The sequence below is a fragment of the Shewanella sp. SR43-4 genome (assembly GCF_014163845.1).
GTDB classification, from domain to species: domain Bacteria; phylum Pseudomonadota; class Gammaproteobacteria; order Enterobacterales; family Shewanellaceae; genus Shewanella; species Shewanella vesiculosa.
Genome location: NZ_JACJEB010000010.1, coordinates 160,869 through 174,969 on the forward strand (window position 1 = coordinate 160,869; position 14,101 = coordinate 174,969).

Sequence of the window (14,101 nt, forward strand, 5' to 3'; positions counted from 1 at the left end):
TTTTTTACTTGAAAATATGTCAGCAGCAATTTGTTTACATAAAATGCTATCCAATTGAGATTCAATGCTGATGCCTAGATACATGTCTGTTTCTGTCACTTTACTGTCCGGTGAGGTTAGCAACGTCATTGGGAATGATATAACCAAGCTAGCCCACACTCAGCTGTTAACGATAATTTAAGGCGATAATAAATGAGCAGGGGTATTCAAATTATTCTGCTTTAGTGATTTAGAAAACTGATTATTAAGCCTATATTTGAGCGGTTGCTCGCCAACTATTATCGACATTGTCTATCAGAATGCTTGTTCTATATTGTCGGTATAAATACCACCTGAATGTCATCTGGGCGGTATTTGGCCACAATTAAATTACAGCTATGAATAATAGTTAAAATGGATGATTATCGGTTATTCAAGCCGATATTTTGAGCATAATCGTGCAGAGTGAAATCGGATAAAGACTTTTATAGTGACGAATAAACGTGCGCTAAAGCGGCAAATGTTTAGTGAAAAAAATACCGTCTACTTCAATCAGAAATAGCCGGTATTTTTTACTTCTCGTTTAAGGTTATTTACTCATAGTTTGCTACTAGGTTTACCCCCGAATAGTTAGTGTAACCTCTTAGCATCACATGATAAGTCGTTTCAACCGTTGGGGTGAAAGAACAGCTTTCATTGTTACCATTTTTGTAGGGACGACAATCAAAACTGCCTGTGGTCGGTTGTGTGCCGGCTTTGACGTATATATCGGCATCACCGCTACCACCACTCATGGTCACATTGAGGGTGTTATTAGCTGGTACGACGACCTTATAAAAGGTTTGTGAACTGCTTGCACCGCTTAATCCTGTTCTTGGAACACCATTAACAAGACAATCACTGTCTGTACAACTACTTCCGCCACCTAGATTGTAGTCCGCAGTAAGGTTAGCATTAGCGAAGGCTGAGTAACCTTGGATCATAACGTACCATTTACCAGCAGCAGGATTAGTGAAGTCGCAGCTTTCATTATTACCATTTTGAAATGGACGACATTGATAACTATTAATGGTCGGTTTAACCCCTTGGCTGACATACATATCGGCATCACCAGAACCACCAGCTAAGGTAACCGCAAGGCTGGTTGCATTGGTTGGCACATCAATGAAATAGTAACTTGTTGAGCCCTGGCCCCCGCTTGTTGCAATAGCTTGACCATCAAGAAGTTCAGTGTCAGAAGGCGGCGGCGGACAGTTATCACCACAACCACCATCGCCATCCAGTGAGAACAGCAGTGAATTTGGCGATCCAGTTTTTGCATCAGATACCTTACCGCTACTTGCTCTTGTCGCCAGCAAGTTAGTCACTTGTGTTGGAGTCATACTGGGGGTTTCATTAAGATATAGCGCAGCAACCCCCGCAACATGTGGCGCGGCCATTGAAGTACCACTAATGGTGTTAGTTGCACTGTTTGAAGTGTACCAAGCCGAGGTGATGCTTGAGCCTGGGGCATAAATATCAAGACAAGTACCATAGTTTGAAAAGCTTGAGCGTGAATCAGAGCTGGTTGTTGATCCCACAGTAATCGCATCGGCGGCACGAGCTGGAGAGTAATTACAAGCATTGCTATTGTCATTACCTGCAGCAACCACAAAACTAATCCCTGCAGCAACCGCAGCATTAACGGCATCATCTGTTGCTTGTGATGCACCACCACCTAGGCTCATGTTGGCTACAGAAGGACCAGAGGCATTATTTTTGACCCAATTAATGCCTGCAATCACTCCAGAGTTACTGCCTGAACCACTACAACTGAGTACCCGTACCCCAACAATATTGACATTTTTTGCAACCCCATAGCTGGCACCACCGATTGTGCCCGCAACATGAGTACCATGGCCATTACAGTCTGTGGTATCTGAGTCGTTATCGATAAAGTCATATCCACTGGTGGCTCGTCCACCAAATTCATTATGGCTATTGAGTACCCCTGTATCGATAATATAGGCGGTGACCCCTGTACCATCATAATCGTAATGGTAGTTGTTATCGAAAGGCAGATCTCGCTGATCTATTCTGTCTAAGCCCCACGTTGGACTGCCTTGATCGCTACTGGCAGACATAATAGGGGAGATCGACATCATTTGATCTTGTTCTATGTATTTAATTTTAGGGTCATCTTGAAGTTCAGCGATCTGCTTGGCATTGGCTTTAATCAATACGCCATTTAGTGCGTTACCGAAGTTTTTCACCACGCTAATATTGTAATCATTAGCGAGAATGTTGGCTTGTTGAGTGGAAAAATTAGCTAACGCGGATGTATCTTGTAGATTTAAAATACTCGGGGTATTAAAGACCACTATATAGGTATCTTTAATGGCTTTGTTACTGTTCACTGGAAGTAATTGTGCTGCTTGGGATTGCATTGGAAGTGTGCTCAGGGCTGCCAATACTGCGAGGGCTATTTTATGTTTGTGTTCCATACGATTCTCCATTTTTTTTATAGTCTCCATAAACGACGAGACCTCTAAAAAGTAGGATATGCAGCCATATTTTTATTAAAAATGGTTTGATTAGGAAATGACAAACGATTATCAATTGTAACTATTTAGTTACATCTCGAGCTTAAAATACCTTATTAGGATAAACGTTGTAAAAAAAGTCTTAGTACAAAAGTAGGTGGCAACGAAATACTTAAAAAATATCAATAATGACAATGAATTGCTTATTATGGTTTAGTATTCTGATGTTAAATTTTTTCAGTTAGCTTGAAATTTGTCAGCCTTTAGGTTGAGTAAGTTTTTATGCCGTCATACATAAGTTGTAAATGCATCGTTTTGTGAAATCTTTTACACTTAATAACATAACGTCGCCTGCTTACTCTCAAATTTGTCATCCTAAAGTTGTGGACTTAGTGATACTCAGTCGGTAACTTTCAGCCCGAATCATTTTTATCTAGGCTTAACTTATCACTTTGATTTTATATTAAGCGGATCGTATAAAAGTTTACTGACTTTATTGAATAACTAAATTATGCAGGAATAACTGCTAAAGAAAAGCTACTCGAATGAGTAGCTTTTTTGTAACGCATTGACTAGGTAAAAGTATAAGGTACTTTAATTATTTAACATGACTTGGTTTGATTTCGAAATATTCAGATTTCTGATTAAACCGTCGTAGTCATCATTTTGGATGTCACCGACAGTCATTTGAATATTGCTATTAAGTCCTGATCTTTGTAAATTTTCGGGACGGTTAGCGATATCTTCAGCTGTTAGTGGATATGCTTCACTAGCATCAATATTAAATTGACTCGAATCGATAGCGGTAAACTTACCACTAATAGGCGCACCATGTTGTCGACTAATATTAGCCAATATCCATTCGAAATTGTTTTTACTGTTTGCGGAGTTAACTGCAGTAGGCCAATCCCATACACCGTAACCGTTAATATCCTGATGAAGATATTGATCAACTAAGGCTTCTGGCCCATTAAGATTATTCGCATTCGCTCCACCAAAAGTATAAGGGAAGTTAGGTCTATTTGTCGGATGATCAATATGCGCATTACCACCCCATTTTAAGAAGTTCTCATATTTTATATCGTACATCATAAATAAACTGGAGGTATAAGGAACATCCGCCTTTTGTTTAAATAGGGTGATTGATATATAACGTTTGCTACGAGGCGGCATCATTGCTCGATATTGTGCTTGGCTAGAAATCGTTGTACTTTTGCCGTCGGTTTCACTCCAGCCTTGGCTTGCAGAAAATTCGGCGCTGATTTCAGAACTCGCTCCGCCAATTCCAGGAATACCCACTTCGTATTTATTGGTGACACCAATTTTTTCAGAGAAGGAGAAATTATCAGTTTTTGCCCAACTGGTGGTGTAGTCATAATTTAGGGTGGCTACACCGGTATCTTCGGTGTCTCCCCAGTTATAAATCACCACGGGAGCAGTATAAATAGCTTCGCGATCATAAACTTGAGCAGAACCTAACCGTAAGTCTTGAGGGTTAGTTACAAAATGTATATTTTGTAAATTAACCTTCAAACGCTCACTTGAGCGGTAGCCGCCAGCATGTGGATCATTGCTATTATAGCGTGCTTTGAGACTATACTCGTTGCCCGATTCTCTTCTTACTTCTATATCCTGACCAACATACTGTGATGCGGTACCACCAGCCCAAGCATACCCAAGGTGATGACCTAGGGAGAATAGTGAGCTGATAAACGATGGGTTAGAAATAACATCATTTTTAAGTGAATCAAGATCAGGGGCGGCGTGCTCTACCATAGACAGTTTTGGAATAGTATTAGGGATAGCAGCTTCCACAAAGTAAGAGGTTGCTCCTAAAGCAGTTAAACAGGATAAGGTTAATATTTTTATATTTGATTTTGTTCTCATGATTATTCCTTTATTTTAATTAAAAGTGTCCTTCATTGAGCGCGCAAATAGATATTATATGTACTCAGGAAACATATATTTAATCATTACTACTATGCGCATTTAAAAGCTAACACTTTTATATTTTTTAAACAAAATAAAAATATATTAAATCTAAAGTTGTTTTGTTATTGTTAAATTTGTTAATTAGTGTGGTTTTTAAATTGATCCCGCTTTATTTTAATAGTGTATTTACTTTATTTTTAATGATTTATTTACGCTGTAATTAGTATGTTTACTTTAAAGTAAATTTTATTCTATATTAAATAATACGGCATGCTTAATATCTTAAGTAATATAATCGATTTAATTCATTAAACAATATGATGTGTTGTATGGGTTTAATAGCATGGCATACTTAATATGTTAATTGTCATGGTTTACTTATCTATTTTAAGAGAAAGCTATAGTAGTAGCATAAGTAGGGTAATATATTGATAGGTTTTCTAATATTATCTAAATAAGTCTTCTATTATTTATCTTCGTTTAGTGAAGAAAGTTTATAAGAGTATATATTGCCGTCGAAAATCGCAGCGACGATAGCTAATAGGTCACTGCGAATTATAATAATCCAATACCTTACCTTAAAATACCTACCACATTAATAAACAGCTTGATCCACACAGCCATAATCACTGAACTAGCGACCTAATGTTGTTCGCTGTCGCTTTCAACACAGTTATCTGGCTGACAATGCTGATGTGCTAAGGTTATAAACGCCTTCGCCGCCGCGGTTTGGTAGGCTCCTTTTCGCTGGAGCAATACTGCTGTACGTTGCAGTAAAGAGGGGGTTAGGGCGATAGCGACGAGTTCATCTCGCTCGCCAGTAATGTTTGACGGCAGCAAAGTGGCAAGCTGAGTATTGCGCACAATCTCAATAACTGCACTGAGTGAGTTAGCCTCCATCAACACCTTTGGTTGTACTTGATGCTGACGGCAATAACGTTCAATTTGTTCACGGGTAGCAAATTCATTACTTAATAATACCATTGACTGCTGGTTTAATATTTGCAGATTAACGACTGACTCTTGCGCAAGAGGGTGATCTTTTCTCACGACTAATGCCAAGGTTTCTACCAGAAGAGTCTGCGATTCAATATCCGCAGAATACACATTTTCAAATGCGATACCGACATCAAATTCGTCTTCCAGCAATCGCTGTTCCATTTGCTCCTGTGACATTTCCTTCATGCTCAGTGTCACCTTGGGGTAACGCTCATGAAATACTTTTATCAAAGGACCGATAAGGTAGGTCGTAAAGGTTGGTGTAATAGCAATACGCAGTTCTCCACTACTGAGGTTTTTCACATCATTAATCGCTCGCTTGCCTTCTTGTAGATCCTGGAGGGCGTTACGCGCATAGCGGGCATACATTTCTCCAGCATCTGTTAGACGTACGCTGCGTCCTGAACGATCAAATAGCTGGCAACCTAATTGTTCTTCTAATTGTTTGATCTGCTGAGATAACGCCGGTTGTGAAACATACAGTGAAGTTGCAGCCCGAGTGAAGCTGCGATATTCCGCCACCGCGAGAAAATAGTTGATGTGTCGTAATAGCATATGCGATCCGATGTATAAGTATTGCTTATCGATATCATAATAAACCAGTATTTTACCTTATTCTAGTGTGGGCGTAGCATTCACTGTATTGCAAGGCAGAGGTCACTATGATGAAAAATATTATTGAAGGTTTTTTAAAGTTTAAAACTGACGTATTCCCCGAACGTGCAGAGATGTTCAAGAGTTTGGCTACCAGCCAACATCCACGCACATTATTCATTTCTTGCTCGGACAGTCGCTTAGTGCCTGAGTTGGTGACCCAGCATGAACCGGGTGGCCTGTTTGTTATTCGTAACGCCGGTAATATTGTACCGTCTTATGGGCCTGAACCCGGCGGTGTTTCGGCATCGGTGGAGTACGCCGTAACCGCATTACAAGTCACCGACGTTGTTATCTGTGGACATTCTGATTGTGGAGCGATGACCGCGATTGCCACCTGCAAGTGTATGGATCACATGCCTGCGGTGGGCAGTTGGCTGCGCTATGCCGACTCTGCTCGTATCGTCAATGAAGCCCGCCAGCACACAAGTGAACGCGCACGGATTGAAGCTATGGTGCGAGAAAATGTCATCGCTCAGCTTGATAATATTAGAACGCATCCCTCGGTCCGCCTCGCGTTAGGAGAAGGCCGTCTGGCTTTGCACGGCTGGGTCTACGATATCGAGTCAGGCAGTATTGATGCCTTGGACTACCACACCAATACTTTCGTTTCCCTTGCGGACTATCCTGATGTCCGTGCAACCCACACACAGCTAAAGGTTGCTGTGTAAATAAAACACAATAGAGGTATTATTATGATCCAATCACAAATTAGCCATACTGCTCGCCAAGCATTAACCGATCTCATTATTGCAGCCAAAGCAGAAAAGAATCTTTCATTTGAACAAATCGCCCAGGGTACTGGCTTAAGTGATGTATTCGTTACAGCGGCTTTGCTAGGTCAGCAGCCTTTGCCAGCCGACGCCGCTAAGCAAGTTGGCGAAACGCTTGGTCTTGATGCTAGTGCGATTACGTTGCTGCAAGCTATCCCATTACGCGGCAGTGTTGAAAATAGTATCCCTACAGATCCGACGATTTATCGTTTCTACGAGATGATGCAAGTATACGGTACGACCTTAAAATCCTTAGTGCACGAACAGTTCGGTGATGGGATAATCAGCGCAATCAATTTTAAAATGGATATCAAGAAGGTTGAAGATCCTGAAGGTGGCTCGCGCGCAGTGATTACCCTTGATGGTAAATTCTTACCCTACAAGCCTTTTTAAAACCAAATCATTTCACCATAGTCGGCACTTAGTGCCGATTATTTTTTTCACCAATAGGATTATCCATTACTCATGAGTGAAGATCATACTACCGCAGCACGCCAGTCGGTATTATCCATGTTGTGGCCGATGCTCATTATTGCTGGGATGGCAATCAATTTACGGCCGACACTTACCGCCATAGGCCCTTTGCTGGACGACATTACTGCCACTACCGGTTTAGGCTTACAAGCCGCATCCTTACTTACAGTGTTACCTATGTTATGTATGGGGATATTTGCCTTATTGCTGCCTTGGTTGGGCAGATTATTTAGCGAGAGTGTGTGGATAACTGCAGGCCTTGTTGCAATTGCTTTGGCGAGTTTTTGGCGTTTATGGCTCAACGATAGTGGCGCGCTGATTGCCAGTGCATTGCTGGCGGGTACAGGCATCGCAATTGTACAGGCGATACTTCCTGGTTTAGTTAAACGCTGGTATCCACAACGTGTGCCACTAGCAATGGGAGGATATTCTGCCTCACTTATGGCTGGTGGAGGTATAGCCGCAGTCATTAGCCCGCTAGTGGCTAACCATCAAGGTCATTGGCAATCTGGGCTTGGTATTTGGCTAATACCGGCCTTGATAGCACTGTTATTGTGGTGGACAAGGCCCAGAGAAAATCTACATATTAGCGACAATAGCGTTAAGATTAATTTTTTTACTAATCGCCGTGCATGGTTACTGGCTTGCTACTTTGGGCTGGCTAACGGCGGTTACGCCTGCATGATTGCATGGTTACCAAGTTATGCTCAGGAATTAGGTTGGAGCGCTCAAGATAGCGGTGAACTCATTGGGATTATGACGATATTTCAAGTAGTTGGTGCTCTGGCAGCTCCGGCATTATCTGCTGGTCGTCTTGATAGACGTCCTTGGTTATTTTTTGCGGTCGGTATTCAGCTAGTTGGATTTTGCGGATTAATGTTAGCGCCTGAGTTAATGTTAACCTCATGGGTTGCGATGATCGGCTACGGCCTTGGTGGCTGCTTTGCGCTGACTCTGACCGTAACGCTTGACCACTTATCTTCACCTAAACTGGCCGGAGCATTAACCGCTTTTGTCCAAGGTGTTGGTTTTATCGTGACAGCGGTTATCCCTTATATCGCTGGAGCCCTTCGCCAATGGAGTGGCAGTTTTCAAACTTCCTGGCTTATGGTGATAGTGACCCTTACATTTATGTTTTTGGTTACCATAACGTTTTCGCCTAGCAGATATGCTAAGGCAATGAATTTAACCGCCGCTTAAAGGCTTATGGTTAGAGTTACATACTATAGGGATGCTTTGAGCGCGCCAATTAAAGCTGCTGAGCTTGGGCAGAGCGATGCTCAATATGTTTTGGGAACACGATTAATTGCCAACCAAGATCAAGCTGAGGGTGATAAATGGATAAAACAAAGTGCTGAATTAGGCAATAAAAAAGCGCTTAAATATCTCAACCGCAGTGTGTAATATTTGCTAATAACATAACGGCTATAACGATGTTGTAATAGCCGCTTGGTGGTTTTTTATCCGCGAACTGACTTGCTTAAGGTGGTGTTTCTGCCACCACCTAAACCGCATAAAGCACACAATACGCCTGCAATCGCACATAACCATAATGGAACATCCCAACTGCCGGTTGCAGTGTGTAGCGCGCCTGCGACCATAGGTCCAACGGCTGCCAGTAAATAGCCGACACTTTGTGACATACCAGAAAGTGATGCGGCTTGGTGCGGGTTATCGGTGCGCAAACTAATAAACGATAAGCCTAAAATAAAACAAGCCCCAGAGCAAAAGCCCAGCATTAGTGTCCACACAAAAGCAAAGTGAGGCATATACAGCAGACCAAGGGCACTGAGCGCACTGAGTAGTGCCAGAATAAAGCTCAGCGCACTTTGATCTTTTAACTTAGCCAGTAACGGAATTAATACTAAGCCTGGCAGTGCTGTCGCAATTTGAAAAGCGCCATGATACGCCCCGGCTTCAACGGCTGAGTGGCCAGTATCAGTCAGTATGCTTGGCAACCAAGTAATAATGATGTAATTCAGAAATGAGTTTAGGCCTAATAACAAACTAATTTGCCAGGCTAAAAGATAACGCCAAACACTTTTTGAGGCAGCCGATTGATGTGCACAATAGCTTGGTTTAGTGTGTTTACCCAGCTGAGCTGTCCAGACGATTAAGCTGGCAATTGTAATGATGGCTGCCGAGCCCAGAGCAAATTGCCAGCCTAAACCATTGAGTTGGCTAAGGGGAAATACCAAGGTTGAAAACCCACCAGAGGTGACTCCCATAGTCAGCACGTAGGCTGAGGTCATCAGTGCTACTTTCGTGGCAAAATCACGTTTAATCAGACTGGGTAATAACACGTTGGCAATCGCGATTCCGACACCAATAATAGCGGTACCGATAAAGAGCATGGTTGAGGAGTCGATAAACCGAGCGGCAATACCTAAGAAGATCAAGATTAACGCGGTAAATAATGCGTGTTCTAAACCTTGTTTTCTAGCAAACACTGCCGCCATCGGTGAAATAACGGCAAAGGCAATTAACGGTAATGTCGTTAAAAAGCCTGCTTGCGATCCGGTCAGGCCAAAGTGACTAATAATTTGCTCCAGTACTGGGGCAATCCCAGTAAAAGGCGCGCGTAAATTTGCTGCAATAAGCAAAATGCCCAGCACCAGTAATATGCCTGAGAAGCGCGATTTCGGTTTGTTATGTAAGATAGCTGAAGTCATACCGTTTTTTTGTTTTTAACGTCAATAATGGTCGCTAGTATAAAGATTTGCCGGACGTTATAATTTAGAAATAGTGACATTTAATGATTGAAAACTGACAAAACGATGTTTGATGCAATTGGCTGGGATGAAATCAAGAATTTTGAAGATATGCCGCAAGCTATTATCGCCAAAATTGAGCATACCTGTGCCAGCCACGAAATTCCGTTACACACTCACCCTAAAGGGCAGTTGATTTTAGCTTTGCATGGTTATGTCACCTGTGAGGTGTCTGCAAAAATGTGGATGGTGCCAACCCATAGTGCCATTTGGATCCCGGCAAATAAAGTCCACAGTAACCGCGCATCAGACAATGCCCAGTTATGTCACTTATTTATTGACAATACGATGTTCAAAATGCCGCTCAATACTTGTACTTTGGCGATTACGCCCTTAGTAAAAGAGCTGATGTGTGAGCTTGCAGGGCGTGATCAGCATTATGATTTATCCAGTAACACGGCACGATTAGCGCAGGTTTTATTGGATCAACTGATTGAGATGCCTATTCAGCATTTAGATGTTGCCTTGTCTAAACATGTTGTTATTCAGGCGATGAGTCAACAATTGATAAGCCAACCTAGCGACAGAAAAACACTACCACAATGGGCCGAACAATTTGCATTAACCGAGCGCACATTAGCGCGGCTGATCAAAAAAGAAACCGGTATGACATTTGGAAAGTGGCGCACCCAAATTCATATTATTACCTCACTGCAAGCGCTATCAGATAAGCACAGTGTGCAGCATGTTTCTGAGTTATTAGGCTATGAGTCGGTCAGTGCTTTTATTACCATGTTTAAAAAAGTCATGAAAAAATCGCCGATGAAATACATGAGCGAATTAAAGGCTTACTAGCCTCAATCTAGGCTTATCAAACAAGCAACTCGGCTGCAATTTATTGGTGATATTTTAGCATAAAATGGTATTTGAATAACGGATAAAAAAGCCCCAACATTTGTGTTGAGGCTGGGTTTTATATAGCAGTTTGGTATGCGATGAATATGCTCGTTGAGCTGACAATACTCATCTTAGCAACCTTGCTTGATTAGAAGGTATAACCAACATCTAAGCTAAGTGAGCGACCTGCCGCGGCAACTCGTCCAGCGGGAGAAACATCTAAGCCTCTAAAGTAATACTGGTTATCAAATAGATTGTTAACCGATAAACCGACTTTTAAGCCGTGATTATCTTGTTTGAAAAACTCAGTGCCAATATTGAAGTTAACCACGGTATAAGCAGGCACTTCGCCTGCTGTGCCTGAAACATTTTCTTCTACTGTGTTAGCCAGATCAGAAAATGACTTGCTGTAGTAGAACGCCATCAAGCCTAAATCTATCTCGTTGATGCTATACATAGCACTGGCAGACAGTTGATGTTTAGACACATATGCTAATTCGTTCCCCGCAAATTCGCCGTCAAGTTGTTCGGTATCTAAATAATTATAGCTGCCACTTAATATCAAATCTGGAAGAGCCATTGGTGAATATGTGCCTTCTAATTCAATACCTTGGTTACGCGTTTGGCCAATATTCACAAACATTCTGATATCGTTGTCGTATTCAATTTTGTTTTCAAAATCGATACGGTATGCCGCAATACTTAAGTTACTTCTTGGTGTGGGGGTAAAGCGCACACCGGCTTCATAGTTCCAAGATAGCTCTGACTCCAGAGTTTGATCTTTAGGCCATAACTGTGAAATTTGTGGTGTTCTAAGTGAACGTTGCGCATTGGTATAAGCAAACCAATTTGAACTGAATTCATAACCTAAGGTGATCCCAGGTAGCCATTCGGTAACATGGTTATCTTGGCTATAGTCTTGACCAAGATTGCTAAAGGTCATATGAACATCTTCATATCTCAGGCCTGGGGTAATCGATAATGTATCATCAAAAAAGCCCAGTTTGTTGCTGACATAGTAAGCCATGGCATTGGTATCCATCTGCCAGTCACGTGGTCGAGTTGCGACTTGTGACGATTTGTCTATGTGGTTAAGTTGATAACTAATGTCTTCATTAACGTAACGTACACCAGCAATAATATGCTGACTGATATCGCCATCAATAAGAAGACTTGTCGTGGGTTCGATACCAAACACGGTAAAGTCTCGTGGGGAGTTACGCAAATGAGTGGCTTCTTGTGTGGTATCACTCCAGCTTGTTCCTAGATTGCCGTCTGTGTCTTGGCTGGCATCATAAAAGTCCCACTGGAAATTACGTGAGCTTTTATTACCAAATACGCTGAGATCAACTTCGCCATAGTCGATGATGCTCGAATCATCGAGAACATGATTGTATTTTAATGCGACTCGTTTAGTGTCTGCGTTAAATTCATCATTAGGACGTAAAGATTGCTCTCGATCGGCTTCATAGGCTGGTGTGTTCAGTGCACCTGGTAGTTCAGAAAATGCATCGTAGTATTGTAATGTCGCATCTAAGCTATTTTGCTCATCGATATTCCATACGGTTTTTAACATCAGGTTTTTAATATCGGTTTCTGAGTGTTCACGAAACGATTCGCCCTTGGTTATGTTGCCATCAAAACGCATTGAAAAGTCATCATTAACGGCACCGCCAGTACTAATGTTGGTATCAAATAGGTTACGGCTGTCACCAAAGAAGGTCACCCGTTCATTGACGCTAGTTTCCCAGTCAGTTGGGATCGACTTTGAAATAAGATTAATGACTCCACCGACGTTGTTCGGGCCATATTGGATTGATGCGCCACCGCGAGCAACATCGATTCTATCGATCATAAATAAGGTTGCCGGGAATAATGACTGTCCAGTGTGGCCATATGGCGCCAGTGTCATTGGAATGCCATCCAGTAATACTTGGGCGTAGCCGCTGCGGCTGCTATCTAAGCCACGTACAGAGATATTAGGCAGAATACCGGTTCCGGTTTCATCCTTAATTTTGATCCCCGGGACTTGTTGTAATGCGGTATCGATTGATCGTGCCGCCGTTCGTGATATTTGATCCGCTGTAATGATGGAGCGGTTACCGGTATAGGTTTTTAAATCTGCTACTTCAGAATTGCCTAGCAGGCTGCCTGTTACCACAATCACTTCAGGCTTGGTTTTAGGCTGACTTTTGTCAGCAAACGCTGAAGAACTGGCAAGACTGGCAGTGATTGCGACAGCAATGGTGGTCAAAGTAAATCTGGTTTTTTCAGTTAACATGCATATTCCCTATGTATCATTTAGTCTGTTTTAATGTGTCAAGTTGGTGCTTAAACGTTTTGAAAATCATGCCGCGGTCTTCACCGATTAAAAATGCTTTTGTGCCTTTTTCATGCCAGCTCGCTTGTTGTTCTGGAGTGCGAGGAATGGCGCAAAAGGTGACATTTTGGGCTTGGCAAAGGTGGGCCATTTTATGGATTTGGGCTTGAACATCGGCGTGGGTAACTTGTGTGCCATAACCTAGAGATAAGCTGAGATCTAATGCGCCTTCGATAATCATATCGACTTGCGCTAGCTTGACGATGTCAGGTAATGCCGCCATGCCATTGATGCATTCAATCATCAGACACACCACCACTTCTCGATTCGCTAAATCGATATAGTCTTGGAGGGCAAGGGTGCCAAAACCGGTATTACGTCCTCCCGAAATACCTCGAGTACCCAAGGGGGGATATTTAGCGGCTGCGATCGCATTGTTTGCCATTGCCAGGCTAGATATTCTCGACACCACAATTCCAGCCGCTCCAGCATCTAAAACTCTACCTATGGTTGCGGCGTTGTCGTCTGGCACTCTGACTAGCAGTGGCAGCCCTGAGCAATTTGCTGCACGAATGCAGTGTGCCAAAGTGTCATCTGAGATAAGCACATGCTCAGTATCTAGAACGGCAAAATCAAATCCTGCATAAGCAAACATTTCACATATGACTGGAGAGGGAACTGAATTTAAGATCCCAAAAACCGTTTCTTGGTTGCTTAGTTTTGATTTGAGCGAGTGGAAGAACAGCATAATGGTCAAAATATTTTTTTTTGTTAATGATTTCGATAAGTATTCTCATTTGCGTTTGCCGGGTCAAGTAGTTTATGACGACTTGCTTACGA

General features: G+C 42.2%; 11 protein-coding genes. 5 read left to right on the top strand and 6 right to left on the bottom strand.

The window, feature by feature from the left end; all coding sequences use genetic code 11:
* Positions 1 to 572 precede the first annotated feature (572 nt).
* From H5123_RS13275 to cynR, 3 genes are all read right to left on the bottom strand, one after another.
* Complete coding sequence (locus H5123_RS13275; protein WP_182698270.1) at positions 573 to 2,462, bottom strand: S8 family peptidase; 1,890 nt, start codon at positions 2,460 to 2,462, stop codon at positions 573 to 575.
* 633 nt (positions 2,463 to 3,095) lie between these two features.
* Positions 3,096 to 4,388, bottom strand: a complete 1,293-nt coding sequence (locus H5123_RS13280) for an aerolysin family beta-barrel pore-forming toxin (RefSeq protein ID WP_182698271.1) — start codon at positions 4,386 to 4,388, stop codon at positions 3,096 to 3,098.
* Between the two features lie 687 nt (positions 4,389 to 5,075).
* Positions 5,076 to 5,987 (bottom strand): transcriptional regulator CynR, encoded by a 912-nt coding sequence (gene cynR, locus H5123_RS13285; RefSeq protein ID WP_182698272.1) that lies wholly within the window; start codon positions 5,985 to 5,987, stop codon positions 5,076 to 5,078.
* 107 nt (positions 5,988 to 6,094) lie between these two features.
* Between cynR and H5123_RS13290 the strand changes: the two genes are divergently transcribed.
* From H5123_RS13290 to H5123_RS13305, 4 genes are all read left to right on the top strand, one after another.
* Positions 6,095 to 6,757, top strand: coding sequence for a carbonic anhydrase (locus H5123_RS13290; RefSeq protein ID WP_273698276.1), 663 nt, complete (start codon positions 6,095 to 6,097; stop codon positions 6,755 to 6,757).
* A gap of 24 nt (positions 6,758 to 6,781) precedes the next feature.
* Complete coding sequence (gene cynS, locus H5123_RS13295) at positions 6,782 to 7,252, top strand: cyanase (protein WP_182698273.1); 471 nt, start codon at positions 6,782 to 6,784, stop codon at positions 7,250 to 7,252.
* A 72-nt stretch (positions 7,253 to 7,324) separates the two neighbouring features.
* Positions 7,325 to 8,533: a CynX/NimT family MFS transporter gene (locus H5123_RS13300; protein WP_182698274.1), complete on the top strand. Its 1,209-nt coding sequence runs from the start codon at positions 7,325 to 7,327 to the stop codon at positions 8,531 to 8,533.
* A gap of 36 nt (positions 8,534 to 8,569) precedes the next feature.
* The gene (locus H5123_RS13305; RefSeq protein ID WP_182698275.1) at positions 8,570 to 8,737 is read left to right on the top strand and encodes a hypothetical protein; all 168 of its coding nucleotides are present in this window, start codon (positions 8,570 to 8,572) and stop codon (positions 8,735 to 8,737) included.
* A gap of 56 nt (positions 8,738 to 8,793) precedes the next feature.
* Here H5123_RS13305 and H5123_RS13310 read toward each other — a convergent pair whose 3' ends face one another.
* Complete coding sequence (locus tag H5123_RS13310) at positions 8,794 to 9,993, bottom strand: MFS transporter (protein ID WP_310736142.1); 1,200 nt, start codon at positions 9,991 to 9,993, stop codon at positions 8,794 to 8,796.
* A gap of 117 nt (positions 9,994 to 10,110) precedes the next feature.
* Here H5123_RS13310 and H5123_RS13315 point away from each other — a divergent pair, with 117 nt between their 5' ends.
* On the top strand, positions 10,111 to 10,899 hold the full coding sequence (locus H5123_RS13315) for a helix-turn-helix domain-containing protein (protein ID WP_182698277.1): 789 nt from the start codon (positions 10,111 to 10,113) through the stop codon (positions 10,897 to 10,899).
* Positions 10,900 to 11,089: 190 nt separating this feature from the next.
* Here the strand turns inward: H5123_RS13315 and H5123_RS13320 are convergent, their stop codons facing one another.
* On the bottom strand, positions 11,090 to 13,222 hold the full coding sequence (locus tag H5123_RS13320; protein ID WP_182698278.1) for a TonB-dependent siderophore receptor: 2,133 nt from the start codon (positions 13,220 to 13,222) through the stop codon (positions 11,090 to 11,092).
* Between the two features lie 16 nt (positions 13,223 to 13,238).
* Positions 13,239 to 14,009 (bottom strand): HpcH/HpaI aldolase/citrate lyase family protein, encoded by a 771-nt coding sequence (locus H5123_RS13325; protein ID WP_182698302.1) that lies wholly within the window; start codon positions 14,007 to 14,009, stop codon positions 13,239 to 13,241.
* Between the last annotated feature and the right edge of the window lie 92 nt (positions 14,010 to 14,101).

Bases quoted from the DNA above. Each gene is read 5' to 3' on its own strand.
- H5123_RS13275 (WP_182698270.1), bottom strand. From the start codon at position 2,462: ATGGAACACAAACATAAAATAGCCCTCGCAGTATTGGCAGCCCTGAGC.
- H5123_RS13280 (WP_182698271.1), bottom strand. From the start codon at position 4,388: ATGAGAACAAAATCAAATATAAAAATATTAACCTTATCCTGTTTAACT.
- cynR (WP_182698272.1), bottom strand. From the start codon at position 5,987: ATGCTATTACGACACATCAACTATTTTCTCGCGGTGGCGGAATATCGC.
- H5123_RS13290 (WP_273698276.1), top strand. From the start codon at position 6,095: ATGATGAAAAATATTATTGAAGGTTTTTTAAAGTTTAAAACTGACGTA.
- cynS (WP_182698273.1), top strand. From the start codon at position 6,782: ATGATCCAATCACAAATTAGCCATACTGCTCGCCAAGCATTAACCGAT.
- H5123_RS13300 (WP_182698274.1), top strand. From the start codon at position 7,325: ATGAGTGAAGATCATACTACCGCAGCACGCCAGTCGGTATTATCCATG.
- H5123_RS13315 (WP_182698277.1), top strand. From the start codon at position 10,111: ATGTTTGATGCAATTGGCTGGGATGAAATCAAGAATTTTGAAGATATG.
- H5123_RS13320 (WP_182698278.1), bottom strand. From the start codon at position 13,222: ATGTTAACTGAAAAAACCAGATTTACTTTGACCACCATTGCTGTCGCA.
- H5123_RS13325 (WP_182698302.1), bottom strand. From the start codon at position 14,009: ATGCTGTTCTTCCACTCGCTCAAATCAAAACTAAGCAACCAAGAAACG.